Annotated in this window: 26 protein-coding genes; 11 read left to right on the forward strand and 15 right to left on the reverse strand. The window is 40.2% G+C overall.

Features of this window, described 5'->3' with window-relative positions; all coding sequences use genetic code 11:
• Positions 1–160 precede the first annotated feature (160 nt).
• The 5 genes from msrB (CJ305_RS12985) (at position 161) to lpdA (ending at position 3,961) form a co-directional block, all read left to right on the forward strand.
• Positions 161–631 (forward strand): peptide-methionine (R)-S-oxide reductase MsrB, encoded by a 471-nt coding sequence (msrB, locus tag CJ305_RS12985; protein WP_099646718.1) that lies wholly within the window; start codon positions 161–163, stop codon positions 629–631.
• Between the two features lie 273 nt (positions 632–904).
• Entirely contained in the window at positions 905–1,303 is a 399-nt protein-coding gene (gene msrB / locus CJ305_RS12995; protein WP_099646720.1) for a peptide-methionine (R)-S-oxide reductase MsrB, read from the forward strand.
• Between the two features lie 62 nt (positions 1,304–1,365).
• Positions 1,366–1,905 carry a dihydrolipoamide dehydrogenase gene (locus CJ305_RS13000; protein ID WP_099646721.1) on the forward strand — a complete coding sequence of 180 codons (540 nt, stop codon included), beginning with the start codon at positions 1,366–1,368 and terminating at the stop codon, positions 1,903–1,905.
• A 24-nt stretch (positions 1,906–1,929) separates the two neighbouring features.
• Positions 1,930–2,496 carry a uracil-DNA glycosylase family protein gene (locus CJ305_RS13005; protein ID WP_099646722.1) on the forward strand — a complete coding sequence of 189 codons (567 nt, stop codon included), beginning with the start codon at positions 1,930–1,932 and terminating at the stop codon, positions 2,494–2,496.
• Between the two features lie 88 nt (positions 2,497–2,584).
• Positions 2,585–3,961: a dihydrolipoyl dehydrogenase gene (gene lpdA, locus CJ305_RS13010; RefSeq protein ID WP_099646723.1), complete on the forward strand. Its 1,377-nt coding sequence runs from the start codon at positions 2,585–2,587 to the stop codon at positions 3,959–3,961.
• A gap of 166 nt (positions 3,962–4,127) precedes the next feature.
• On the opposite strand, the gene CJ305_RS13015 is transcribed toward lpdA, so the two are convergent.
• The 6 genes from CJ305_RS13015 to CJ305_RS13040 form a co-directional block, all read right to left on the reverse strand.
• Positions 4,128–4,856 (reverse strand): Dph6-related ATP pyrophosphatase, encoded by a 729-nt coding sequence (locus CJ305_RS13015; protein WP_099646724.1) that lies wholly within the window; start codon positions 4,854–4,856, stop codon positions 4,128–4,130.
• Between the two features lie 9 nt (positions 4,857–4,865).
• Positions 4,866–5,291, reverse strand: coding sequence for a type II 3-dehydroquinate dehydratase (aroQ, locus tag CJ305_RS13020; protein ID WP_099646725.1), 426 nt, complete (start codon positions 5,289–5,291; stop codon positions 4,866–4,868).
• A 42-nt stretch (positions 5,292–5,333) separates the two neighbouring features.
• Entirely contained in the window at positions 5,334–5,903 is a 570-nt protein-coding gene (locus CJ305_RS13025; RefSeq protein ID WP_189319446.1) for an outer membrane beta-barrel protein, read from the reverse strand.
• 62 nt (positions 5,904–5,965) lie between these two features.
• Entirely contained in the window at positions 5,966–6,493 is a 528-nt protein-coding gene (locus CJ305_RS13030; RefSeq protein ID WP_099646727.1) for an outer membrane beta-barrel protein, read from the reverse strand.
• Positions 6,494–6,695: 202 nt separating this feature from the next.
• Positions 6,696–7,298, reverse strand: coding sequence for a porin family protein (locus CJ305_RS13035; RefSeq protein WP_099646728.1), 603 nt, complete (start codon positions 7,296–7,298; stop codon positions 6,696–6,698).
• Between the two features lie 329 nt (positions 7,299–7,627).
• A complete protein-coding gene (locus CJ305_RS13040; protein ID WP_099646729.1) occupies positions 7,628–8,227 on the reverse strand; it encodes a porin family protein in 600 nt (199 codons plus the stop codon).
• Between the two features lie 108 nt (positions 8,228–8,335).
• Here CJ305_RS13040 and xerD point away from each other — a divergent pair, with 108 nt between their 5' ends.
• A complete protein-coding gene (xerD, locus tag CJ305_RS13045) occupies positions 8,336–9,232 on the forward strand; it encodes a site-specific tyrosine recombinase XerD (RefSeq protein ID WP_099646730.1) in 897 nt (298 codons plus the stop codon).
• 89 nt (positions 9,233–9,321) lie between these two features.
• Here the strand turns inward: xerD and CJ305_RS13050 are convergent, their stop codons facing one another.
• The 4 genes from CJ305_RS13050 to CJ305_RS13065 form a co-directional block, all read right to left on the reverse strand.
• A complete protein-coding gene (locus tag CJ305_RS13050; RefSeq protein ID WP_099646731.1) occupies positions 9,322–9,765 on the reverse strand; it encodes an Hsp20/alpha crystallin family protein in 444 nt (147 codons plus the stop codon).
• A 195-nt stretch (positions 9,766–9,960) separates the two neighbouring features.
• A complete protein-coding gene (locus CJ305_RS13055; RefSeq protein ID WP_099646732.1) occupies positions 9,961–10,314 on the reverse strand; it encodes a hypothetical protein in 354 nt (117 codons plus the stop codon).
• A 310-nt stretch (positions 10,315–10,624) separates the two neighbouring features.
• A complete protein-coding gene (gene sucC / locus CJ305_RS13060; RefSeq protein WP_099646733.1) occupies positions 10,625–11,815 on the reverse strand; it encodes an ADP-forming succinate--CoA ligase subunit beta in 1,191 nt (396 codons plus the stop codon).
• A gap of 93 nt (positions 11,816–11,908) precedes the next feature.
• Positions 11,909–12,568 carry an LON peptidase substrate-binding domain-containing protein gene (locus CJ305_RS13065; RefSeq protein WP_099646734.1) on the reverse strand — a complete coding sequence of 220 codons (660 nt, stop codon included), beginning with the start codon at positions 12,566–12,568 and terminating at the stop codon, positions 11,909–11,911.
• A gap of 148 nt (positions 12,569–12,716) precedes the next feature.
• Here CJ305_RS13065 and lysA point away from each other — a divergent pair, with 148 nt between their 5' ends.
• The 5 genes from lysA to CJ305_RS13090 all read left to right on the forward strand — a co-directional run bounded on the left by lysA (position 12,717) and on the right by CJ305_RS13090 (position 17,585).
• Positions 12,717–13,934, forward strand: coding sequence for a diaminopimelate decarboxylase (gene lysA, locus CJ305_RS13070; protein ID WP_099646735.1), 1,218 nt, complete (start codon positions 12,717–12,719; stop codon positions 13,932–13,934).
• 221 nt (positions 13,935–14,155) lie between these two features.
• Complete coding sequence (locus CJ305_RS13075; protein WP_099646846.1) at positions 14,156–14,803, forward strand: DUF4159 domain-containing protein; 648 nt, start codon at positions 14,156–14,158, stop codon at positions 14,801–14,803.
• On the forward strand, positions 14,787–15,308 hold the full coding sequence (locus CJ305_RS13080; RefSeq protein ID WP_099646736.1) for a TrmH family RNA methyltransferase: 522 nt from the start codon (positions 14,787–14,789) through the stop codon (positions 15,306–15,308). Before CJ305_RS13075 ends, CJ305_RS13080 begins: the two co-directional genes overlap by 17 nt.
• Complete coding sequence (locus CJ305_RS13085; protein WP_099646737.1) at positions 15,301–16,398, forward strand: AI-2E family transporter; 1,098 nt, start codon at positions 15,301–15,303, stop codon at positions 16,396–16,398. Before CJ305_RS13080 ends, CJ305_RS13085 begins: the two co-directional genes overlap by 8 nt.
• Before the next feature lie 2 nt (positions 16,399–16,400).
• Complete coding sequence (locus CJ305_RS13090; RefSeq protein ID WP_099646738.1) at positions 16,401–17,585, forward strand: class I SAM-dependent methyltransferase; 1,185 nt, start codon at positions 16,401–16,403, stop codon at positions 17,583–17,585.
• On the opposite strand, the gene CJ305_RS13095 is transcribed toward CJ305_RS13090, so the two are convergent.
• From CJ305_RS13095 to CJ305_RS13115, 5 genes are read right to left on the reverse strand one after another with little or no spacing between them, the layout of a single operon-like run.
• Entirely contained in the window at positions 17,582–18,148 is a 567-nt protein-coding gene (locus tag CJ305_RS13095) for a biliverdin-producing heme oxygenase (protein ID WP_099646739.1), read from the reverse strand. The two genes, CJ305_RS13090 and CJ305_RS13095, sit on opposite strands and share 4 nt — an antisense overlap.
• Positions 18,105–18,692, reverse strand: a complete 588-nt coding sequence (locus CJ305_RS13100; protein WP_143469383.1) for a response regulator — start codon at positions 18,690–18,692, stop codon at positions 18,105–18,107. Before CJ305_RS13100 ends, CJ305_RS13095 begins: the two co-directional genes overlap by 44 nt.
• Position 18,693: 1 nt before the next feature.
• Complete coding sequence (locus CJ305_RS13105; protein ID WP_099646741.1) at positions 18,694–19,104, reverse strand: response regulator; 411 nt, start codon at positions 19,102–19,104, stop codon at positions 18,694–18,696.
• Between the two features lie 10 nt (positions 19,105–19,114).
• Positions 19,115–21,328, reverse strand: coding sequence for an ATP-binding protein (locus CJ305_RS13110; protein ID WP_099646742.1), 2,214 nt, complete (start codon positions 21,326–21,328; stop codon positions 19,115–19,117).
• Positions 21,329–21,335: 7 nt separating this feature from the next.
• Positions 21,336–24,962: a chemotaxis protein CheB gene (locus CJ305_RS13115; RefSeq protein WP_099646847.1), complete on the reverse strand. Its 3,627-nt coding sequence runs from the start codon at positions 24,960–24,962 to the stop codon at positions 21,336–21,338.
• Between the last annotated feature and the right edge of the window lie 158 nt (positions 24,963–25,120).

Below are 25,120 nucleotides of genomic sequence, written 5' to 3' on the forward strand. Positions count from 1 at the left end.
AATAATGCTCTCTAAAAGTAGCAATTATTAATGATAACTGCCTTTAAAATACAAATTTGACAATAGTGTTAAAATGCTTAAGCGTTAGTCTTTTGTTAAAAACCCGACCAAACAGGCCCTGAGCCTTATACTTTGGCTAATTTTAAACTAAAAGAAAAACATGAAAAGATTACTGATTTTAAGCCTGATCGTTGGTTTTACAGCGTGTAAAGGCACTGCTCAAAAAGAAAAGCAAGAGAATTTTCCGGTGACCAAAACCGAAGCCGAATGGAAAGCCGAACTTTCTTCCCAGGAGTTTTACGTTCTAAGAGAAGAAGGTACTGAACGTGCCTTTACCAGCGATTTGCTCAACAACAAGCAAAAAGGTACTTACGTGTGTGCGGCATGCCAAACCCCGGTTTTTAAAAGTGAAACCAAATTTGACAGCGGTACCGGCTGGCCTTCATTTTACGATTATATAGAAGGTAATGTTGCCTTTTCGTCAGACAATAAATTAGGCTACACCCGTACCGAAGAGCATTGTGCTACCTGTGGCGGACACCTGGGGCACGTTTTTGATGACGGACCAAAACCTACCGGAAAGCGCCATTGCATCAATGGTGTGGCATTAGACTTTGTTCCTGAAAAATAAATCTAAGCCCCTAGCCCCCCAAAGGGGGGATAACTTTACACTAAAAAAATTACATCGAAGCACAGAGATAAAAGAGCTTCCCTTTGAAGGGAGGTTGGAGGGATGTAAAAGCTTAAAAACGAAAAAAATTTCCGCTGAAGTCTGTGCTGAGTGCGTCGAAGTGCGGAATCAACATTATAAGATTTCCGCCGAGGCCCGTGCTGAGTGCGGCGAGGTGCGAAACCAACATTATAAGATTTCCGCCTTCGCGGAAATGAAAAAAAAATACTATTTATGAAAGAATATCCTGTACAGAAAACGGAAGCTCAATGGAAAGAAGAATTGGGCCCCGAGCGTTATCATATTTTACGCGGTAAAGGTACCGAAAGACCACATACCGGAAAGTACAACCTGCATTTTGAGAAAGACGGCACTTACCACTGCGGCGCTTGTGACGCCAAGCTTTTTGAGGCCGATAGCAAATTTGAGAGCGGTTGCGGCTGGCCCAGTTTTGACGAGTCAATCCCCGGGGCGGTTGAATATGTACGCGACACCACGTTTGGAATGATACGTACAGAAATTTTATGCGCCAATTGCGGCAGTCATTTAGGTCATGTTTTTGACGACGGCCCTACTGAAACCGGACAACGCTACTGTGTGAACTCGGCTTCAATAGATTTTGAAAAAGAGTAAATCCCTTTTTTGGAACGACTCTTGATACTACCTCACTAAATAACCTATTAAAGTACATATATATGAAAAAATTACTCTCACTACTCGCCCTATTTGCCGTTATATTAACCTCTTGTACCGGTGATCCGGGACCTCCGGGACGCGATGGATTTGATGGGGTTGATGGATTGGACGCTGAATATGCCAAGGTAATTGAAGTAACTACAGACTTCAATTACGATGGTACAAATGGAATTTGGTTTACTAATTTTATTGATTTCCCTTCCAACGTTGAATTTTTGGACGGTGATGCAGTTCTAGCTTACAGATTGGAAGATGTTGTAGACGGTCTTGATGTTTGGACGCAATTACCTCACAATTTTTTTCTCGCTGAAGGTACAATGCAATATGTCTTTACGCATACTACAGGAGATATTCAATTTATAATCGACGGTAACTTTGATCTTTCAAATATTGCTACAGACTATACGGATACTCAGACCTTTAGATATGTGTTAATACCAACTGAATTTGCTGAAAATTTTAACGGTGACTTCTCTAATTTGAATGCAGTCATGAATGCTTTAGAGCTTCAGGAATCTGACGTTAAAAAATTGAACTAATTCTATTTGAATCATTCAACAAATATGAAAGGCTTACTTACGGAAATACGACAGTGTTCCGTTTGTAAGCCTTTTTTGCCTTTAGGCCCTAACCCTATTATTTCGGCTTCGCCAAAAAGCAAAATCGTTTTGGCCAGTCAGGCTCCCGGGCGTATTGCCCACGAGCAGTCGGTCGCATGGGACGATCCCAGCGGGCGCCGTCTGCGCGAATGGCTTGATGTAGATGACAAAACCTTTTACAATCCCGATAATTTTGCGATTCTGCCTTTAGGCTTTTGCTACCCAGGCAAAGGCAAAACCGGCGATCTCCCGCCCAGACCGGAGTGTGCTCCGCTTTGGCATAAACAGGTAACCGACAGATTTGAATGCGACCCACTTTACATCTTAATCGGTAATCATTCTCAGCAATTCTACCTTCAGGATAAGCTCACGTTAACGCGGCGTATTCAGAATTTTGAGGCTTATTTGCCCAAGTATTTTGTACTCCCACATCCTTCTCCGGTTAATCATTTCTGGCTGAATAAAAACAAGTGGTTTGAAAGCGATGTTTTGCCGGTTCTTAAAGCCGAAATCCAAAAACGCCTTTCGTAAGCCTGTTTCTTAAAAATCCCGAAGCTTTAGCGGTTCGTTTTTTAGGCTTTTTATCCGTAAATTCGTGCCTTCAAATTTCACGGAAACTATGAGTAAATACGATATTATTGTCTTAGGAAGTGGACCCGGTGGTTATGTTACAGCTATCAGAGCTTCACAATTAGGTTTTAAAACCGCTATTGTAGAAAAAGAAAGCCTTGGAGGGGTTTGCTTAAACTGGGGCTGTATCCCTACCAAAGCCCTGCTTAAAAGTGCTCAGGTATTTGAATACCTTAAGCATGCCGAAGACTACGGTCTTAAAGTAGAAGGTGCCGATAAGGATTTTGACGCGGTAGTAAAGCGCAGTCGTAACGTGGCAGAAGGGATGAGCAAAGGCGTTCAGTTCCTGATGAAGAAAAATAAAATCGATGTTATTGAAGGTTTTGGCAAGTTAAAACCCGGTAAAAAAATTGATGTTGACGGTACCGAATACAGTGCAGATCATATCATCGTCGCTACCGGAGCACGCTCTCGCGAATTGCCCAGTTTACCACAGGATGGTAAGAAAATCATTGGCTATCGTAAGGCGATGACGCTGGAGAAGCAACCTAAAAGCATGATCGTCGTAGGATCTGGAGCTATTGGTTGTGAGTTTGGTAGCTTTTACAATTCTATGGGTACCGAAGTGACCATCGTAGAATATATGCCAAACATCGTTCCTGTAGAAGATGAGGAAGTGTCTAAGCAATTTGAACGCAGTCTAAAAAAAGCGGGCATCAAAATTATGACCGAAGCTTCTGTGGAGTCTGTTGATACTTCAGGAGAAGGTGTGGTTGCTACCGTAAAGACTAAAAAAGGAGAAGAAAAACTGGAAGCAGATATCGTGCTTTCGGCAGTAGGTATTAAAACCAATATTGAAGGCATTGGCCTTGAAGACGTGGGTATTATTACCGATAAGGATAAAGTGATTGTTAACGACTGGTACCAGACTAACATGCCCGGTTATTACGCTATCGGTGATATCACTCCGGGCCCTGCGCTGGCTCACGTAGCTTCAGCAGAAGGCATTATTTGTGTGGAAAAAATCGCGGGTATGCACGTAGAGAAATTAGACTACGGCAACATCCCGGGATGTACGTATGCATCGCCTGAAATTGCTTCGGTAGGTATGACCGAAAAACAAGCGAAAGAAGCGGGTTACGAACTCAAAATCGGGAAATTCCCATTCTCGGCTTCCGGTAAGGCAAGTGCAGCCGGAAACAAAGATGGTTTTGTAAAAGTAATTTTTGATGCTAAATACGGGGAGTGGTTGGGTTGCCATATGATTGGCGCCGGTGTAACCGATATGATTGCCGAAGCTGTTTTAGGCCGTAAGCTGGAAACTACCGGTCACGAGGTGCTTAAAGCTGTGCACCCACACCCTACTATGAGTGAGGCTGTGATGGAAGCTGTTGCTGCCGCTTACGATGAAGTGATTCACTTATAGACGTTAGACGTTACACGTTACACGTTAGACAAAATTAAAAACCCTGGGATAAATCAATCCAAGGGTTTTTTTATTCCTAGTGTTTTTATTGTTCATATATTCAACTCACCCCCTTCCCTCTAATTACCTCTCAAAAGCAACACTATTAACCAATAACAATTAACAATTAACTACCCGGCACCAGATCACAAAACCAAAAGCCGGTGTCCCAGAGCTTTTCGTCATCGCTAAAGCAATTATCCTCCTCATTATCGGCAGGGGCATAATTGCGGAGCATTTTTTCGCCTATGCGAAAGTCGACCGGATTTTTAAAAATTGGTCCGTCAAAAACAAAGGTGTGAAACTCTCCGTTTTCACCACATGGGTCTACACCTTCCGGTAAATCGGCTATAAACTGTTTGTCAATTACCCGCCCTGCAAAAGATTCGTCGAGTAGTTTGGCATTCACACAAACCGTAATCGCTTTAAAACCCAGATCGATGAACTTGTTAATAAGCGCTTTCGTATCCTGTTCCCAAAGCGGAAAAACAGCCTGAAGCCCAACTGATTTCAATTGGTCTTCCCGATACTTTCGTAAATCTTCCAGAAAAATATCTCCAAAAATTGCGTGCGTGTTTCCGGCGTCTTTCAATCTTCGGGCGGCGTCACCCAAAATTCTGGAATATTCAGACATCGAAACATTTCCGTTTAAAGAAATTTTCTCCAGCGGAAAACCTAAAGCTTCAGCCTGTAAATCGAGTAATTCTTCGCGTAAACCGTGCATTGAGACCCGGTTCACATCGGCATTCACAGTCGTCACTAATTGGGTGATTTCGAATTCTGATTGCTGAAGTATTTGATAAAGGGCCAAAGCCGAATCTTTACCACTACTCCAGTTGAAATAAGCTTGTTTCAAAAGATGAATTTACAGGAACGATTTGATCGCCAGTTCATAACTCTGCAAACCAAAACCTATAATGATGCCTTTGGCGTGCTTAGAAACGTAAGACTGATGCCGAAAGGCCTCACGGGCAAAGGTGTTGGAGATGTGCACTTCAACAACGGGCACGCTTACCGCTGCAATGGCATCGCCAATGCCCACCGAAGTATGTGTATATGCAGCCGCATTGAGGACAATACCGTCAAAAACACCGTCAGCGTCCTGAATTTTGGTAATCAAATCGCCTTCAGAATTGGATTGAAAATAGGATAACTCCGTCTCCTTAAACTGAAATTGCAATTTAGAAAAGTAATCCTCAAAGGACTGACTGCCGTAAATACCGGGTTCGCGTTTGCCCAGCAGATTGAGATTGGGACCGTTAAGGATAAGTATTTTGAGTTCCTGAGCCATGGGTTGTTATTTGAAGTTTAAAGATAGTTGTTTATCAAAAATCTAAAAACGATAACCCAGCCCAATGTTTAAGTAATTGGTTCGAATCTCTGGAGTATTATCGCTTTTAAAATATCTATTAAGTTGAAAAGTATAGCGTGCTTCTAAAAATAAACTTTTAGTAAAGTCGTATCCCAGCCCTGCACCTGCCCCAATATTCAGCTTATTGATATCATCATTAAAAGGCCCAAGATCCTCAAGATTGTAAGTAAACTGTGGGCCGGCAAGAATATTAAAGCCGCTTTCAGCAATGTAATAGTGCAAGGCTAAGGGAATCTGTAAAAAATTAGATTCAGTGTATCTGGCATAATTAAGGCTTCCCGAAATCGCCATAGCACCTTCTAACCTATACTGACCACCAAGACCAAGATAATATCCATTAGCAGTTTCAGTAGAAGTAAATTCCCCAATTAAGAAAGGGTCATCAGGTGTATAAATATTTATTTCTGAATAATCGACGCTTAAGCGGGAAGTAACGTGCAAATATCCTGCATTCACGTCCCATTTAAATTCCTGTGCAGAACCAGATAAAACGGAAATACTTAAAACTAAAAAAAGAATAAAGTGTTTCATCATAAAATGATTTAATTAAAAAAGGCTTCCGAAGAAGCCTTTAAATAAAAGATCTCAGTGAATTAGAACTTATAACCTACACCTATCTGTAATGAATTGATTCGCGCAGTAACACCATCCGCTCCTTCCAGATCACTACTAACTCGGTTAGTTAATTCGAATGCATATCTGGCATTAATAAAAAAGCTTTCATTGATATCATATCCTAACCCAAAGGCTGCATCGATACCCAAGTTATTGATCCCTTCTGCCTCTTCATCGATATTTAAAGTTGCCTGAGGTCCACCCATTAAATGAAAACCAGATTCTGAAATATAATATTTTAGAAAAATAGGAATATAGAGAAGACCACTATCATTGATGTTTCCATAGAGTACTTCTGGCTGTATGTGAAGAGATTCAGTTAGCCCTATATCAACCAAGGCTCCAAGATAAAATCCAGAATCTGAACTGGAAAATGAAGCAGCTCCATCTGCAGAGGCTTTAGCTTCAGCGTTCAAAAAACCTGCTGTTAATCCAAATTTAGTTTCCTGAGCAAACAATGAAGAAGTTGACAAAGCAACAAGCAATAATAATGTGATTTTTTTCATAATGAAATTTTAATAGTTTAAAACAAACATAATGCGTTTAACTATTAAGTTAGTTTACTTTATAATGTGTTTTCAGTAATTGACTGAATATCAATATTCAATCCAATCAATTTATTTTGATTCTAATTAGAACTAAATCGGTTTAAATGAAAAAGCCCCGCAATCGCGAGGCTTTTGAGTGGTTGATTAGTTGTTTAAACTACTAGAATACATAACCTACACCGGCCTGTACCGCGTAGTTGTAAGCATTTACATTGTCATAAATACGGGTAAATCCACGGGTATAGCGTCCCTGAATAAAGAAGCCGCTGTCAAACTGATATTCTAAACCGGCAGCGGTACCTAATTCAAAAGTGTTTGCGCCATCAACGATATTCACATCCCCTCCATTGCTTACCGGTTGATAATCTACCTCTTCATTAACCAAAAAGTTGATAGAAGGTCCTGCCTGCAGGCTTAAACCATCAACAAGGTAAATTTTGGCTAAAAGAGGTACCTGGATGTAATCTAATTGATATTCAATATTCTCGTCAATATCTAAGAAATTATCTTCATCAATCGCAGCGATGGTTGATCCCTGCGCAGAATAAATCACCTCGGGTTGAAAGGAGAATTTATCGCTTATAGGAAGTTCGGCTACAAGACCACCATTAAAGCTTAACCGGGTGTCCTGATCTCTTGAATCACTTCCGGTGATGTTTGAGACATTCAGTCCGGCTTTTACTCCAAATCTATAAGCGCTCTGTGCAAAACTTGCTGTGGTTCCTAAAGCGATTAAACCCGCCATTAAAACTAATTTTTTCATGTTTTTTGTTTTTAGAATTTTGAACAAAACTAGTGACAGCAAGGCCTCACGGGTGCTAATGAAGACCTAATGTTTCGCTAACAAAATCACAATTGGGAGCTATTTTCGCTTCTTAAATTAAAGTATTTGACTTTGTGTAACTTACAGATTAAAAGCTGAAAATGACTTTTCAGATAGCATTTAGAAAATACTAAAACCCAACAATTTAAAGGAAATCCGTCTCTTTTAGAATAGGATTGAAAATGTGAAAATTTGTTAATAAGACTGGGGCTAGGTCATAAAAAAAGCCTCGCATTGCGAGGCTCAGTTTTATATACTTTAGATTTTTCTTAGTTGAAGATAAAACCTAGTGAAGCGGCAAACACACCATTTTTGGTAGAATCATCTCCGGTTTCTCCATCATAGATATCGGTAAAACCTTGCGTGTAACGCGCGTTTAAATACAGACCTCCATTAAATTTATAACCTACACCCACAGCACCTGCAAAGTCAATGTCGTTAAAGTTGTCTTCGTTTAGACCTATTGTAGCGTTAGGACCATCAATTTTGCTCTCAACTAAAAAGCCAACCTGTGGACCTGCTTCTAAATAAAGCCCCTGTACCAAATAGATTTTTGCCAAAACAGGGACATTTATATAATCTAGTTGAAACTCGGTATCTTCTGCATCTTCGCGCTGAACCAGGTCAAAACCCTGCCCGGAATAAAAAACCTCTGGTTGGATTGCAAATTTTTCAGAAACCGGAATTTCTAATACTGCACCCAGATTGAATGAAGTACGTGCACTGTCGTCATCATATTCACCGAAACCATCACCGGTTAAGTTTGAAAAGTTTACACCTCCTTTGATACCAAAGGCTAGATCACTTTGTGCCATCATTGCAGATGAACCGCTAATCACAAGTATTGCTGCTAAAAATAATTTTTTCATCGTTTTAAGTTTTAAATTTGAGACAAAGCTACGTGCCCACTCTACGTCATTTTCCCAACGCCTAATTAAATATTATTTAAAATATTCTAAAACTTCCTTCAGTATTTAATGATTTGGCAAAAAACATTAACAGATTACAGTATTTACCTAAAACTGGAAAGAGGACTTTCTGAAAATTCAGTGCTCAGCTACAGCCTCGATATTGAAAAACTGATTAGATGGATTGAGGCGCATAATGTGACTCAAACACCGGTTTCTATTGATCGGGAAACACTTCAGGATTTTATTTATCATTCAGCCAAAGAACTCTCTGCACGCTCACAGGCCAGGCTTATTTCGGGTCTGAAAGGATTTTTTGAGTATTTGATTTTTGAAGATTATCGGAAAGACAACCCTACCGATTTAATTGAGTCGCCTAAAATTGGTCGCAAGTTACCGGATACACTTTCTGAAGACGAGATTGACCGAATCATCAGCAGTATTGATTTAAGTACACCCCAGGGAGAGCGTAACCGGGCCATCCTTGAAACACTTTACGCCTGCGGCCTGCGTGTCTCTGAATTGCTGAGCCTAAAACTTTCGGATCTTTATTTTAAAGAAGGCTACATATTAGTTACCGGAAAAGGGAATAAGCAACGTTTTGTACCTATTGCGGCAAGTACACAAAAATACATTACTATATATAGAGACGATATCAGAGTGCATCAAAAGCCGCAACCCGGCCACACCGATATTTTGTTTCTGAACCGAAGAGGAAAATCACTTACCCGCGCAATGATCTTTACTATTGTGCGCAATCAAACCCGTGAAGCAGGCATCAAGAAAAAAATAAGTCCGCACACCTTTAGACATTCCTTTGCCACACATCTTTTAGAAAACGGAGCCGATTTACGAGCCATACAACAAATGCTGGGTCATGAAAGCATAACCACTACCGAAATTTATATGCATGTAGACCGAAGTCATCTTGCTGAAATGGTCAATCGTTTTCATCCAAGAAGGTAAATATGCTTATCACAGCATCTAAAACAAAAATCCCGATTCATCGCTGAACCGGGATTCTCTAACAAACTAACCAAAAAAACTAAACCAAATTATGAGATTTCAATCATACGTTTAGCCTGTACTTTTGCCTCTTCTTTCTTAGGAAGCAAAATAGTTAAGACACCATTTTCATAGTTTGCACTTATCTTGGTGCTGTCAACGGTATCCGGCAGGCTAAATGCTCTTTTAAACGTACTGTAGTTAAACTCTTTACGGGTAAATCTTCCGGATTTTTCAGTAGTTTCAGACTCTGATTTTGCTTCAGCCGAAATAGTAAGCACATCGTTATCCAATTCAATATTGAAATCAGCTTTCGTTTTACCGGGAGCAGCTACAGCTACTTCAAAACTTTCTTCGTTTTCCATAATATTTACAGCCGGGATACTCACCCCAATACTGTTTACATTCGTGGTTCCGCCTAACCAATCGGTTTTAAACATATCATCAAAAATTGATGGTAACCAATTGTCGTTTGTTCTCTTTACTAAGCTCATATCTAAAATTTTTAAGTTGTTATTATTTTTTATTTTGCTTAATAATTGGCAATTCTAATACCAACTCATTTTTTAACGTCATTTTGTCGGTTTATCGTGAAATATCAATGACATTTTGTCAAAAGTATAAACCTAAAAAAACCCGGAAACCATAAGCTCCCAGGTCTTTCTACTAACTAAAATTTAATTCTGAATTTACTGATTTCCTTCCAGAGTTACCGGAACGTGATAGGTTTGCCCCACTATTGGCGTGGTCTCAAACTTTTGATAGTTTAATCTACCCTGGATGAATTTCTTGATGCTCGTGTCCTCTGAATCAACAGAGATAACAACCATCTCGTTGTCTTCATTTACCGTAAAAGAAACCATTACAGTAGTCTTTTTGTCCAATTTAAAATCGTGTCTCTCCAGATGACTCGCCAGTTCTTTTTTCATCGCAGTTTTAACCGCTGCGCTGGTCGTTTTTGAAGTTGGTTCAGTTGTGTTTGCGTTTAACGCTGTACCGCAGATGATTGCTGCTGCAAGTACCATTGTTTTAAAAGTTTTCATAATGTTTGATTTTTGAATGATGTACTAAAAAGACGTCTGAGTCTGCCCTGAGTTACACCTTACAAATTCATTTAACATATTATTAACTTTTTTAATCCTTCAAAATCAGCGAGTTAGACTCAAAACTAAATCCATTTACTAAAATATATAACTCTAATTATCAATCAATTAGACCGATAACGATTTCGGAATTACTAATTTTTGACACCGCAATCCCATTAACACTTGATAACACTTCAAACAAAAAAACTCCCGATTTAAATCGGGAGTTTTCAGCAATCACCAAATAGTGATTTTATGTTTATTTATACTAAGCGAGTACTTTCTGTACTTTATCTGCTGCTTCTTTAAATTCTATTGCACTTTGTACATCAAGACCACTGTTATCAATCAATTCTTTGGCGATATCAGCATTGGTTCCCTGTAAACGTACAATGATAGGCACATTTATAGTTCCCATATTCTTATAAGCATCTACAATACCCTGCGCTACACGATCGCAACGTACAATACCTCCAAATATATTTACCAAAATGGCTTTTACATTAGGATCTTTAAGAATCAGGTTAAACGCGGTTTCTACACGCTCTGCATCTGCGGTACCTCCCACGTCTAAAAAGTTTGCAGGCTCACCACCGGCTTGTTTGATCAGGTCCATAGTTGCCATTGCAAGACCTGCACCATTTACCATACAACCCACGTTACCATCAAGATCTACGTAGTTAAGACCTACTTCTTTAGCTTCAACCTCTACCGGATTCTCCTCACGCTTGTCACGCATTGCTGCATAATCTTTATGACGAAACAATGCATTATCATCTAAAGATACCTTAGCATCAACAGCCATAATCTTGTCATCGCTGGTCTTTAACACCGGATTAATTTCAAAAAGTGAAGAATCAGACTCTGAATACGCCTTATAAAGAGCCGCGACAAATTTTGTCATTTCTTTAAAGGCAGTCCCACTCAAGCCCAGATTAAACGCAATGCGTCGCGCCTGAAAACCAAGCAATCCTGTTGCAGGATCTATTTCTTCAGTAAAAATTAAGTGCGGTGTTTTTTCAGCAACTTCTTCGATATCCATCCCCCCTTCGGTAGAATACATAATCATATTGCGGCCGGTTGCACGGTTAAGCAATACAGACATATAAAACTCATTAGGCTCGCTATCTCCCGGATAATACACATCCTCAGCGATTAAAACCTGATGCACCTTTTTTCCTTCTGCTGAAGTCTGAGGCGTAACCAGATTCATCCCGATGATTTCTCCTGCGATCTGCTCCACTTCCTGAAGATTTTTAGCAAGCTTAACACCGCCGCCTTTTCCTCTACCCCCGGCGTGAACCTGAGCTTTGATTACATGCCATCCTGTACCGGTTTCTTCGGTAAGCTTTTTTGCAGCCGCTACCGCTTCAGCAGGTGTTGTAGCAACAATACCGCGCTGAATGCGCACTCCAAAACTGCTTAATATTTCTTTTCCTTGATATTCGTGTAGATTCATAATCAGGCGTTTCTTTTTGTTTGAAATTTGCTGTGCAAAAATAGGTATTTAGCCTTAACCCTGCCAATAATTTGAATTTGATTTAAAAGCCTTCTATTCATCAGAGCTGCCCAGGCGGTATTCGGTAAAATCGAGGGGATCAAAATTCTTGAAATGACCGTTGAGTTCGATGAGTCTTCGGGTGCGATTAACCTGCTCCACTACCGGAATTGTAGCCGTGAGATGATCTATCAAATAACTATAGCGATCAGACTCCCGGGTTATCTGAAGCAAATACAGTTCCTGCTCCAGAGATAAACCCAGTTTATGAGCAAAGCTGTAACTGCTTACCGCATTGAGGTCAATTTGTGGTCCGGCAGCACCCAGCACTTCATAAAACCGCTGCACCAGATTGTAAAACGTACGTGCCTGACCCGGCAGCGCATCGTCTGTATTTTCAAGAAACTCAACAGCCGCACCGGCATATAATTTGTCAGAATAATTGGGATAAAATTCTGCTATCTTAAAAACCCGAAGCCCCCGGCAAATCACGTCACTGGCTCCAGAAGGATAGCGTTTCTTTACGGCTTCAAGCCTCACTTCAGTGCCATAATTCAAGCTGCGATTGATATATGCGGGTATTCCAAAAGTTATCTGCGTATGCTCGCAATCAGCAATTAATTGCTGGTATCGGTTCTCAAAAATATGAAGCGGCAAAGATTCTTCCGGAAATACCACGAGTTCTAATGGAAACATTGCCAAAGTAATCGTCATAGCTGTTCTGTTTTTAAGTGAATTTACTCAAATACTGGTTAAAAAGTGCTTTTTTCTCAATTTTAGGGCTGTTTCCATAATTTGTATCGCTGTTAAATGCATAACTGACTAATCTATATTAGTTTTGTACGCTTAAAGTTTTAAGATTATGACCCATCAAAATCTCCTTGACATTGCTCAGGAATATGGAAGCCCTGTTTATGTTTATGACGCGGCTAAAATTGAATCTCAATACCAAAGATTAACCGATGCTTTTAAAGGTGTTGATCACCTGCGCGTGAATTATGCGGTAAAGGCACTATCTAATCTGGCTGTATTGCAGTTCATACATGATCTTGGTGCCGGTCTTGATACCGTAAGTATTCAGGAGGTACGTCTGGGAATCGCCGCGGGTGTAGACCCTTCCCAAATTATGTTTACCCCTAATGGCGTTTCGCTTGATGAGCTTGAAGCTGTTGCAAAAATGGGAGTTCAAATCAATATTGACAATCTTTCGATCTTAGAGCAGTTTGGAACCCGTCATCCTAAAACCCCGGTCTGTGTGCGTATAAATCCACACGTAATGGCCGGCGGAAACACCAATATTTCGGTAGGACATATTGATAGTAAGTTTGGTATTAGTATACATCAAATCCCACATTTGTTGCGTATTGTTGAAAATACAGGAATGCATATCAATGGTATTCATATGCACACCGGAAGCGATATTCTGGATATTGACGTCTTTCTTCACGCCGCAGAAATCCTTTTTGATACCGCTAAAAATTTTAAGAATCTGGATTTTCTCGATTTTGGAAGCGGCTTTAAAGTGCCCTACAAACCCGGAGACATAGAGACTCACATTGAAGAATTGGGGAGCAAACTTTCAGAACGATTCAATGATTTCCAAAAAAGCTACGGAAAAGAGTTAACCCTTGTTTTTGAGCCCGGAAAGTTCCTGGTTAGTGAGGCCGGTAAATTTTTGGTTAGTGTAAATGTCATTAAACAAACCACTTCAACAGTATTCGCACAGGTTGATAGTGGCTTCAACCATTTGATACGCCCTATGTTTTACGGAAGCCGTCACGAAATTAAAAACATCAGCAATCCGGAAGGACGCGAGCGCTTTTATTCGGTTGTAGGATATATCTGTGAGACCGATACCTTTGCGACCAACAGACGTATCGCTGAGATCGCTGAAGGTGATATTCTGGCTTTTAGCAATGCCGGAGCCTATTGTTTCAGTATGGCCAGCAATTACAACTCCCGTTATCGCCCGGCAGAGGTTTTATTTATAGATGGCGAAGCACAGCTCATTCGCGAACGCGAAACCTTTGACGACTTATTAAAGCATCAGATTCCTTTGAAAAAGACAGTAAAAGCGTAATTTGAAAATCTGGTCAGCACCGGATTTTTAAATATAAAAATCATTGATTATCAAAAGCCTTCAGACGCGTTCTGAAGGCTTTTTTAATTGTGTTGCAGCAAATCTCAAAAGGATTTAGATTATTTAAAATAATATTTTATAGAAATACTAATGTATTGTTTAAATCATAGGGTATTGCTTGAAAAATAAGTATTTTCGTTCAAATTAATACAACAGCTGTGATCACCCGTTTCGCATCCATTTTACTGCTTTTTATATCCCTTTGCACCCCGTTGTGTGCTCAGGAAATCGCGGTATTACACTATGAGGGTGGTGGCGACTGGTATGCCAATCCCACTTCATTGCCCAATCTGGCTGCGTTTTGCAACGCAAATCTAAACACCAACCTCAATACTAAAACCGCCACAGTAAAAGCAACAGATCCTGCAATACAGAAATATCCCTTTGTGCATATGACCGGTCACGGCAATGTATATTTCTCTGATGAAGCCTTGCAAAATCTAAGGGATTATCTGGTGGCGGGTGGCTTCTTACACATTGACGATAATTATGGAATCGACGCTTATTTGCGCCCGCAGTTAAAACGCCTCTTCCCTGAGGAAGAACTTAAGGAACTCCCGGCAGATCATCCGCTGTTTAGCAGTGCATATGCCTTTAAGGAAGGTTTACCAAAAATACATGAACACGATGGGCAGCGCCCACAGGCATTTGGCATCTATAAAGAGGGTAGACTGGTTTTGCTGTATACCTTAGAATCTGATCTGGGTGACGGCTGGGAGAGCGCTGCAGTGCATAATGACCCGCCCGAAGTACGTGAAAAAGCCTTAAAAATGGGTGCAAACATTATCAAGTATGCATTTGAAAACTGAGCAACTCACGCATGAAAACACTCCGCGGCAAGCGACGACGCTTCCGTTTGTTTTGCTATGCGACGGGCTGAGTAGTCCCGCAAATACCGGCAGTCTTTTCAGGCTTGCAGATGCATTAGGTATCAGACATCTCTACTTTCTAAACGGCACGCCTGACCTAAACAGCAATCGCTTAAAGCGTACATCGAGAACCTGTGAGAAACGCGTAGCTTATTCAATAGTTGAGAATTCTTTAGCACTGATTACGCAACTAAAAGGTGAAAAGTATAGCATAATTGGGCTCGAACTCACCACAGACAGCGTAGCCTTAAATGATTTTAATTCTGAATTACAAAAGATCGCATTGCTCATAGGCAGTGAACGCAACGGGATTTCATCAGAACTACTAGCTTTTGCCGATCATCTTTTGCACATCCCAATGCGCGGGCAAAATAGCAGTATGAATGTTAGCCACGCGGCAGCTATTGCAGCTTACCAACTTATAAACAACCTCAATCATGGATGAAAATAAATCAAAAACCATTGCCTACGGAATTCTTAGAGCTCTGGGCATACTTGGTGGAATAATTCTAATTCTATGGTTTTTGTATCAAATACAGGCAGTGATTATGTTTATCTGTATCGCTGCAGTCATTTCCCTAATAGGCAGACCTATTGTTAATTTCTTAAAGTACAATCTAAAATTTAGCGCTACTGCGGCATCAATCACCACATTGCTTCTGGTTGTGTTGCTAATTTCCGGGATTTTAGCGCTGTTTATTCCTATTCTGATTGATCAAAGCGACCACATAAGCCGCATCAACTTTGAGGAGGTTAAACACAATGTAAACCGGCTTAATATCGAATTCAGCCGTACTCTGGGAGTTGATCAGGTCACGCTAATAGAAGGTTTCAAACAATCTGATTTTATCAAAAACTTCGACATTTCGGTGATACCTACCTTTATCAATGGTATCCTGGGAAATTTTAGTTCGATGGTGGTGGGACTGCTTTCGGTAATATTCATCTCATTTTTCTTACTAAAAGACAGTCATTTACTTCTCGATAGTATTTTAGTTTTTGCAAACTATGGGGAAGAAACCCGTTTTCGACGCGTTTTTCATAAAACAAAACTCTTGCTTTCCCGCTATTTCCTGGGGATTTTGCTACAACTTTCAATTCTGTTTTGCTTCTACTCGATTCTGCTGGTCAGTTTTCAAATTCCCAACCCCTTTGCCATTGCACTGTTTTGCGCAATGCTTAACGTGGTACCTTATATTGGCCCTGTCGTGGGAAGTTTGGTTATGATGCTTTTGGTTATAAGCGGGTATTTTACCGCAGATTTTCAGGAAGTTATTTTACCCAAAATGCTCTATGTTTTGATTGGTTATATCATTGCTCAACTCATTGACAATTTTATTCTTCAGCCGCTTATATTTGGCAGCAGTGTAAAATCGCACCCGCTTGAGATCTTTCTGGTTATCGTAATTGCCGGTCTTATCTTCGGGATTTTTGGAATGGTAATCGCCGTACCGGTTTATACTGCGCTTAAGGTGATCGCCAGTGAATTCCTTTCGGAATATAAAATTGTACAAAAGCTTACTAAAAATCTGTAACCTTGAATTCCCTGATATTAAATCCTGAAGTACAAACGTATCTCAGGGAACATTTAAATCTCGATGCAGCCACTTTAGCTTTAAAAGCTAGCCCTTTTGAAGGAGTGAGCAGCGCAGAACTTGCCCAGCAGCTTACAGGCTTTCAGAAAAGCCAAAAAAAGCTTCCTCGCTGGTTTAATACATCAGGAATTTACTATCCTCCTAAATTGAATTTAGAGCAGACTTCTTCTGAAGAAACAGCGGCATATAAAGCTTCCATTTTTAAAGGCACTGCCATGGCAGACCTTACAGGCGGTTTTGGCGTGGACGATTTGGCTTTTTCCGGATCCTTTGAAGGTGTATATTATTGTGAGCACGATAGCGAACTTGCAGAGATTGCCCGGCATAATTTAAGTAAGCTGGAAGCCTCACAAATACACGTACATAACGGAGACAGTATAGAATTCCTGAAAGAGACTGATTTACAATTTGATTTAATTTACGCCGACCCGTCACGGCGGCACGAAAGCAAGGGAAAAGTCTTTATGCTGGCTGATTGCGAGCCTGATATCCCGTTGCACCTCGACTTCTTATTTCAGAAAGCCAAAAGGCTGATGATTAAAACCAGCCCTTTGCTTGATATTCAGGCTGCGGCTAATGAACTTAAGTACGTTGCAGAAGTTCACGCAGTCGCCCTTAAAAATGAGGTTAAAGAACTGCTGTTTATTCTGGAGCCGGAGGCCAGTTTTCAGAATGCTAAAAAGGTTGCAGTCAATCTGAATAGTGATTACGAAGAGACGGTTTCCATAAATGCAGAGGAAGAGCAGGCCTCCCTCGCAAGCTTTGACGAACCCCTCACCTACCTCTATGAGCCCAATGCAGCGCTGATGAAACTCGGTGTTTTTAACTGGATTGCGGCAAAATTTGACCTGTCTAAACTGGCCGCAAACACGCATTTATATACCTCTGAAGCCCGAATTGATTTTCCGGGGAGACGTTTTAAGATAGAACAGGTTCTACCCTATTCTAAAAAGCTTCTGGTTAAAGAATTTAAAAATCAAAAAGCACACATTACAACCCGTAACTTTAAAGAAAGTGTAGCCCAAATTCGGTCTAAATTCAGAATAAAGGATGGTGGTGATACCTATCTATTTTTTACCACACTCGAAAATGGTAAAACGGTGGTTCTTGAATGCCTTAAAACTTAGACCAAAGCATAGGATTCTTTGAAAATCATAAAGGCATAATGCGCTCCGGCTACGGCCTTATCCTGTTCTTCAACGGAGAATTCTTTATCAGATACAGCCTGCTTAAAAGACTGCCAGCGCTGCATGACCTCAGGCGGGCTTTTACCAAAAAAGTGATGCTCAAAATCAGCATCAAGCTTAGAGCAGGACTCCAGATTTTTACGAATCAGTAATCCGCCCAGCATAGAACCCTCGGTCACATAAAGCATCCCTAAGAGTTCTGCAGCCGTCATTTCTTTCGTTTCCAAAGAATCAATCTCAGTCTGGTAATCAAGCTGTGCCAAATCATGTTTTAAGGCCTGCGCCTTTGCGCCATCAGCAAATGGCTTTAAATACTCAGGTAATGTGGAAGCATTATGATTAAGAAGCTGATCTACCTTTGCATAGGCATACCAATTCTGTTTGAGTAAATCGAAGTATTGAGAGGTAGATATCGAATGATCAAGTATAAACCGGGCCAGGTTATCCTGTTCGGTTTCTTTATGAAGCGCTGTTGTCTGCGTCTTTAAGTGGTCTAAAATCATAACCGGTTTTAAGTCGTTTTAAATCTTCCTGTATTTTAAGCATTCCTTCCCGGTGTGACATATTTTCTTTAGAAAAGTTTTCGAGAAAAACCTCGATATCCTTAACCAGACGTTTACTTTCTAAAATCTTTTTACGTACCGGATGCATTAAATGGCCGTTATTTGTTATGGCGTTAAAATAAGGTTCCAGACGCTTATGCAGGTTACTGATATTCTTTTTAAGAATAAAACCTGACGCCCCGCTCAAAATAGTATCTGCAGCGAGCTCTTCATCATTGATAGCCCCGGTAACAAAAAGGAATGTAATAGAGGGAGCTATTTCCTGTGCTTCCTCAAGAATTTCCAATCCTGAACAGGTAGGCAATTTATAATCTGAGAGAATAATATCTGGTGTTTTAGAAGCCACTTCCATTCTAAATTCATTCAGATTTTTACAGACTGTTACTTCAGCCTCAGGATCAGCTTTTGAAATTTCACGCTTAATAAGCGTAACATCTGCTGCGTTATCCTCTACCAGCAATACTCTAAGATTTACTTGCTCCATTTTATCTATTATAAACAATCCAATAATCCATCATCGCCGGTAGCGTTTTACACAGCTCAGTAAATGTTTTCGGTTTTTCAATATAACTATTTGCTCCTAAATGATAAGATAATTGAATCTCATCCTGACGATCTGAAGAACTCAACATCACCACAGGAATGGATTTATAATCTTTCATTCCTCTGATGTTTTTTAGCAATTCAAGACCATTGACTTTTGGTATTTTAATGTCTAAAAGTATAACTCTTGGCAACTCTTCTTTAAACTGGGTACTTCGTAAATAGTTTAAAGCTTCCTCACCGTCTGATATGTACTTAATGGTATAATCTGGCATTTGCTTTTGAAAAATACGCTTCATCAGCGTAATATCATTTTCATCGTCCTCAATAGCCAATATGTACTTTGATTTCATAGCAGAAATTTTACTTCAAAGTAAATAAAAAGGTACTTCCCTCACCCGGTGTACTTCTCACTTTTATTTTTCCGTTATGCTTTTTTATGATGCGCTTAACAATCGTAAGACCTAGTCCAGAACCCGGATATTCTTTTCCAACAAGCCTGCTAAACAATATAAAAATTCGTTTCTTATGCCGTTTGGCATCAAAGCCTATTCCATTATCTTTTACAAAGTAATAATCTTTGCCTTTAATGTTCTCCACTCCAATTTCAATAAGTGGTTTTTCGGCAGCTGCCGAATACTTCAAAGCATTGGTCAGCAGATTCTGCATGAGCTGGGTTACCATTCGCTGGTCTGCCTCAACTTCGGGCAGGTCAGAACTAATATCAATACGGGTATTTGGATAATCGTTACGAAGGTTTAAGAACTTCAGCAATTCTTCCGTCACTTCCTTTAAAGAAAATGGGGTACGATGTAAATCAGCCTGAGTAACCCTCGAAAATTCGAGTATGTCATCAATAAGATGGTTCATACGGTCTGCGGAATCAATAATGGTATCTACGGAAGATTTTCCAAAATCGTCCAGAACATCGCTGTAATCTTCTTTAATAATTTGGGCGAATCCATCTATACCTCTTAACGGAGCTCTCAAGTCGTGGGCTACACTATAACTGAAGGTTTCCAAATCTTCGTAAGCACTTTGTAGTTTGCTGTTAAGTAATTTGACTTCTTCATATTTCTCCAGTATGATTTCTGAAATATCCTGCTTCAACGCCTGTGCAGCGGCAATCTCATAGTCCTGCCAGGGTTCTGAATGCGCCTCCTGAAGAACAGACCATTTTTCAAAGGATTTACGCGGAGACATCCTTTGGTCATCATCCGGACTCATAACTTTCTCAGGTTTACCGGCCCAATTTACAGTTTTGATTTTTTCGGCTTTAAACCAAATCAATGCATCCTTGCGTGCAGATGAGAGAAAAACACAAAGCACCCCTGAGGCTTTTGACTTTAAAACTTCAAACTCCTCAAAGTCTTTCCCCAAAGCATTGGAGTAATAGTAATTATCTTCAAGATCAGCCAGCGACAAAGCCTTTACCAATTTTCTGATCGCATCCTCATCTGGAGTCTCGCCGGTCATTCTTATCTGACCATCAAGTAAAACTGCCGATCCCTGAGCATCTGTAACCTCGAGCATTGTATAGTCTCCAGTGGTGAGACCATTCAAAACATCCCAGTCTTTACTTATTTTTTCCAGCAATTTGTTACGTAAGACAGCGCTTTCATTCACTTTAAGCAAGGCCTGATTTGCTGTCGACAGAATGATGCGGCTAGACAGCACCTGCGTAAGATACTTGCAGGATTGTCTTTTGTAATAACTAATAAACTTAGGCGTATTGTGATGACAGGCAATCAAACCCCATAAGGTTCCTTTAGAAATAATGGCGGCAGTCATGGTTGCTCCCACTTCCATATTTTCGAGGTATTCTATATGTATGGGTGAAGATGCGCGTAATTCACTTTGTGTAAGATCTACCGGGTTTTCCTGTTCATTTCCTGATAATGCGTGTATTGCAACCGATTGGCTTTTTACATCAGCGATGATGCGTACCCCTTGCTTTAAAAACAATTTACGGGCTTGCTGTGGGATATCTGAGGCCGGATATCGAAGCCCCAGCCAGGATTCCATATGTTCTTCTTTCTCTTCAGAAACAACTACACCATCCCAGTTTTCATCAAAACGGTAAATCATTACCCGATCATAGTCATAGCTTTCTTTAATTAAACTCGCTGTGAGATCACACATTTCCTGTTCACTCTCGGCAGCATTGAGTTCAGAAACTATTTTAGAAAGGTAGATTTGGTGTTCATAGGGATTCTCTTCGGTCTCTAGCGGTTCTAATTCGAAAATGAGATTGCCCGCATAATGATGTGCAATGAGCAGAAATGCCTTTTCATTAAACTCCACCTTTTGAGGAATGGCTTTTTCCTGGTCTTCGAGATCGCTGTATTTACGAAGTAAATTATCTTCAAAATAAGCAGAGAGCTTCTCACCTAAGACAGCAGTGCTATCCTTTGATAGTAGTTCTGCAATATTTTCACTGCAATACTTAATAATCTGTGACTCAAATGCTGCCGCCAGTAAATAACCGCAAGACTGTATTTTACCTAAAATATGTATAGGCTCTTTATCACAGTTGGTTAAAGTAACTTCTTTGGGGTATAGGGAAGAAATACTCATTTTATTTTCAGCGCTTTATCTTAAAATAGAAGGTACTGCCCTGACCAAACTGGGAATCCACCCATATTTTTCCTTCGTGAAGTTTTACAATCTTTTTACAATGCGCCAAACCTACACCGGTACCTTCATATTTTTCTTCGGTAGGAACCCGACCAAATATCTTGAAAATAGCTTCCAGATCGTCTTCTTTAATCCCGATACCATTGTCCTGAATAGAGAACGTATGGAATTCTTCATCAGAAAACGAAGAGATACGGATAGATGGCTCTGTATTTTTTTGACGGTATTTCAGCGCGTTACTGATAAGATTCTGAAATAATAAGCGCAGTTCGGTCTCATAGGCCATTACCTTAGGCATTTTGCCCACGCTTATGGTAGCCTGTGCCTCTCGAATGCTGCGGTTGAGATCGTATTTCACCACTTCTATGAGTTCAGCTACATCAACCTTCGATTTCTCAAGATCTTCACCAATGCGACTGTGTTCTAAAAGCGCTTTAATTTGCTCAGCCATACGGCCGGATGCCTCGTGAATGTAGCCCAAATATTCTTTTCCTTTTTCGCTCAAATCACTACTGAATTTCTTGCTTAAGAAATCACTGCTAAAACGTATGGTTGATAAGGGCTCCTGCAAGTCATGTGAACAAATTGAAACGAATTGTTCTAAATCTGCATTGATGCGCTGTAAATCTTCTTTTTGCTTCTGTAAAGCTTTCTGAGCATTCTTGAGATCGGTTATTCCCATCAGGGTGCAACGCCATTGCTTGCCTTTACCACCCTGCTGATCGGGTAACAGATCAGCGTTAAAGAGAATATCAATATGCTCGCCGGTATTGGTCTCTAAAGCCAATTCTACGTTTGAAATACTTCCTTTTTTTTCGAGTTCGTCAAGCAAAGCTATAGCCTTAACTTTGGTACGTTTTGGATAAAATTCAAATATAGAGCGCTCCAGCACATCCTCTTTAGAGGTAAACCCTAATGTCTGTACAAATAACTTATTGCACTCGGTGATTTTACCGGTATGTGAATTAATAGTCACGTGCATCACCGGGTCATCTTCATAAAAAGCCTTAAACTTTTCTTCACTTTTGCGAAGACGCTCCTGAGACTGTTCTACTTTATGAATATCAATAAATGTGATTACAACGCCGTCAATGGTCTCGTCAGTTGTGATAAATGGAGAAATACGCTGTAAAAAATACCTCCCGCTCTTACTTTTAATACGCTTCTCAAAGACCTGACCGGTATTCATAACCTTGCGCGAATTATCTACAATCGTTTCGCGCCTTTTAATACCAAAATTGGATACAAAATTCTCTATAGAGCGGCCAATATCCTGTTTTACCAGGTGAAAATGCTCACGAATAGCCGGAGTGAATTTTCGGATAATCAGATTTCGATCCAGGAATACCGTACCAATCTTGGTGCTGTCAAGAAGGTTATCCATATCGGCATTAAGCATGGCGAGATCTTCCATCTTTTCAATATGCTCGGCATTCACCGTATGCAGCTCTTCGTTTACGCTCTGTAATTCTTCATTGGTACTCTGCAACTCCTCGTTTGAAGCTAATAATTCCTCATTAGAAGCCTGCAATTCTTCATTGCTGGTTTCTGCTTCTTCAAGAGCATTGCTGAGTTCGTACTGCGTCTCTTTAAGTTCTTCTTCTAAATCTGCAATACGCTCCTGAGCAGATTTATGCATGTCAGAACGTTCTACAACCAGAGATTTGTTAGATTCCCGGTCCTGCTCGAGCAGTGTAATTATATAGTTGTTTTCACCTTCGCCTGTGGCATTGGTAAGGGGTTTGACAAGAACATCAATTCGTGATTTAATATTGTCATCATCATCCAGCACTTCAACATCCTTAAAAAGAATCTGACTGTTTTTGCGTTTGGCCTTTGTTACCGAGTTTTTAATAGCTGAACCAAGCTCTTTAGGTAACATATCCAAAAGATTTGTCGTAAAGCCTTCTTCCGGCATCTGGGCGTATCGTTTGAAAGCGCCCATAGCTTCCAGAATATTGAAACCACTATCAATGTATACACTGGCAGCACCATACTGCTGAATAATAGCTTTACTAATTTCCTCACGTAAACGAAGGGATTGTTCGCTATTTTTTGATTTCAGCTTACGATTACCTTTTTCTGAACGATTAGCAGTATAGCGTTCTGCTGTTGAATTAAGAACTTCTGTGCGCAAACGATCTGAGGGGTCTATGTTTCTGTATATATTCCATTTTCGGTCAATCTCTTCAAAAGAATCCCGGTGTACTCCTAAAGATTCGCTAGAGCCCATGGTGAGTATACCCTGATCTATCAAGGCATAATGTAATACGTGAATCACCTTAGCCTGCACATCATTCTGCAGGTAAATAAGCAGATTACGACACATCACCACATCCATATTTTTAAATGGCGGGTCGTTTGTGATGTCGTGATTAGAGAAAATCACACACTTTCGCAGATTTTCCTTAACGCTAAAACTATCGGTTTGTTTTCTAAAGTATTTTTCAATCCTCGCTTTTGACAGATCACTTAGTACGTTTTCTGAATACACTCCCTTGCTTGCAATATCAAGATGATCCTGCGAAATATCTGTCGCAAAAATCTTTAGTGTAATATCTTTTCCCTGCTTGGCAATTTCATCAAGAAATAATATGCCCAGTGAATAAGGTTCTTCTCCGGTACTGCAACCTACATCCCAGATTTTAATGGTATCGCCCGAATTCTTTTCTGCGACAATCTCCGGAATCACTTTCTGCTCTAAAATTTCCCAAACCTTAAAGTCTCTGAAAAATTTGGTAACCCCTATTAAAAATTCCTTATAGAGAATCTGTACCTCATCCTTGTTCTCGCTAAGGTATTTATAGTAGGCCTCTAGTGAATCCAGTTTCAAAACGCGAACCCGTCTTCCTATTCTGCGTAGTAATGTAGGACGCTTGTATAAACTAAAATCGAGCGCAGTCTGCGTTTTAAGTACCAGAAGAATATTCTTTAAAAGCTCTTCGTCATACTGAAAAAGCTCTGCGTCAAAACCTATACTGGATTGCGCTTCAAAATAATTGGAAAGTTCATCGCTTATACGCTCTACCGGCACAATATAATCTGCCAGCCCGGTTTTAATGGCATTACGCGGCATTCCGTCAAACTTGGCCTGCTCGGGCTGCTGTACCATAACCACCCCACCTTTTTCTTTAATAGCACGTATACCCCGGGAACCATCACTACCCGTACCGCTTAAAATGATGCCTGCACAGTGCTCTTTAGCGTGATTTGCCAATGATTCAAAAAACAGATCTATGGGCAAATTTAGCGTCTTGTCTTTGGGCTTGGGAAGTAACTTGAAGAGCCCGTCTTCTATAATCAGATTATTTGTAGGAGGGATCAGATAAATACAATTAGACTTGATTTCTCCACCGTCTTCAATAACTTCAATAGGAATCTTCGTGTTTTTGCTCAACAGCTCCGCCATAAGGCTTTTATGATCAGGAGACAAGTGTTGAACCACGATATAACTGTAAAGGGATGCCGTGGGTACATTATCAAAAAAATCATTTAGAGCCTGCAATCCACCGGCACTGGCTCCAATACCTACAATTACATGAACTGCTTTCTTTACTTTATTATTTGACGTCACCAACTAAAGTTATAAGTTTGATTTTTCGATAGCAGGCAAATACTATTTCTAATAATAATACCGCATTTACCAAGTAATCAAAAATACTTTATTACAAGGAATAATAGATAACATATGTTAAGATTTAAGAAAATCTTAAGAACTGTAATTACTAATAA

It is taken from the genome of Leeuwenhoekiella nanhaiensis (assembly GCF_002744755.1).
Taxonomy (GTDB): domain Bacteria; phylum Bacteroidota; class Bacteroidia; order Flavobacteriales; family Flavobacteriaceae; genus Leeuwenhoekiella; species Leeuwenhoekiella nanhaiensis.

What these genes read in the sequence shown, in the direction of transcription:
- CJ305_RS13105 (WP_099646741.1), bottom strand. Translation starts at nt 19,104, where the DNA reads ATGAAATCAAAGTACATATTGGCTATTGAGGACGATGAAAATGATATT.
- CJ305_RS13110 (WP_099646742.1), bottom strand. Translation starts at nt 21,328, where the DNA reads ATGAGTATTTCTTCCCTATACCCCAAAGAAGTTACTTTAACCAACTGT.
- CJ305_RS13035 (WP_099646728.1), bottom strand. Translation starts at nt 7,298, where the DNA reads ATGAAAAAATTAGTTTTAATGGCGGGTTTAATCGCTTTAGGAACCACA.
- CJ305_RS13005 (WP_099646722.1), top strand. Translation starts at nt 1,930, where the DNA reads ATGAAAGGCTTACTTACGGAAATACGACAGTGTTCCGTTTGTAAGCCT.
- CJ305_RS13055 (WP_099646732.1), bottom strand. Translation starts at nt 10,314, where the DNA reads ATGAAAACTTTTAAAACAATGGTACTTGCAGCAGCAATCATCTGCGGT.
- aroQ (WP_099646725.1), bottom strand. Translation starts at nt 5,291, where the DNA reads ATGGCTCAGGAACTCAAAATACTTATCCTTAACGGTCCCAATCTCAAT.
- sucC (WP_099646733.1), bottom strand. Translation starts at nt 11,815, where the DNA reads ATGAATCTACACGAATATCAAGGAAAAGAAATATTAAGCAGTTTTGGA.
- CJ305_RS13095 (WP_099646739.1), bottom strand. Translation starts at nt 18,148, where the DNA reads ATGATTTTAGACCACTTAAAGACGCAGACAACAGCGCTTCATAAAGAA.
- CJ305_RS13000 (WP_099646721.1), top strand. Translation starts at nt 1,366, where the DNA reads ATGAAAAAATTACTCTCACTACTCGCCCTATTTGCCGTTATATTAACC.
- lysA (WP_099646735.1), top strand. Translation starts at nt 12,717, where the DNA reads ATGACCCATCAAAATCTCCTTGACATTGCTCAGGAATATGGAAGCCCT.
- CJ305_RS13050 (WP_099646731.1), bottom strand. Translation starts at nt 9,765, where the DNA reads ATGAGCTTAGTAAAGAGAACAAACGACAATTGGTTACCATCAATTTTT.
- CJ305_RS13065 (WP_099646734.1), bottom strand. Translation starts at nt 12,568, where the DNA reads ATGACGATTACTTTGGCAATGTTTCCATTAGAACTCGTGGTATTTCCG.
- CJ305_RS13040 (WP_099646729.1), bottom strand. Translation starts at nt 8,227, where the DNA reads ATGAAAAAATTATTTTTAGCAGCAATACTTGTGATTAGCGGTTCATCT.
- lpdA (WP_099646723.1), top strand. Translation starts at nt 2,585, where the DNA reads ATGAGTAAATACGATATTATTGTCTTAGGAAGTGGACCCGGTGGTTAT.
- xerD (WP_099646730.1), top strand. Translation starts at nt 8,336, where the DNA reads ATGATTTGGCAAAAAACATTAACAGATTACAGTATTTACCTAAAACTG.
- CJ305_RS13100 (WP_143469383.1), bottom strand. Translation starts at nt 18,692, where the DNA reads ATGGAGCAAGTAAATCTTAGAGTATTGCTGGTAGAGGATAACGCAGCA.
- msrB (WP_099646718.1), top strand. Translation starts at nt 161, where the DNA reads ATGAAAAGATTACTGATTTTAAGCCTGATCGTTGGTTTTACAGCGTGT.
- CJ305_RS13030 (WP_099646727.1), bottom strand. Translation starts at nt 6,493, where the DNA reads ATGAAAAAAATCACATTATTATTGCTTGTTGCTTTGTCAACTTCTTCA.
- CJ305_RS13085 (WP_099646737.1), top strand. Translation starts at nt 15,301, where the DNA reads ATGGATGAAAATAAATCAAAAACCATTGCCTACGGAATTCTTAGAGCT.
- msrB (WP_099646720.1), top strand. Translation starts at nt 905, where the DNA reads ATGAAAGAATATCCTGTACAGAAAACGGAAGCTCAATGGAAAGAAGAA.
- CJ305_RS13080 (WP_099646736.1), top strand. Translation starts at nt 14,787, where the DNA reads ATGCATTTGAAAACTGAGCAACTCACGCATGAAAACACTCCGCGGCAA.
- CJ305_RS13025 (WP_189319446.1), bottom strand. Translation starts at nt 5,903, where the DNA reads ATGAAACACTTTATTCTTTTTTTAGTTTTAAGTATTTCCGTTTTATCT.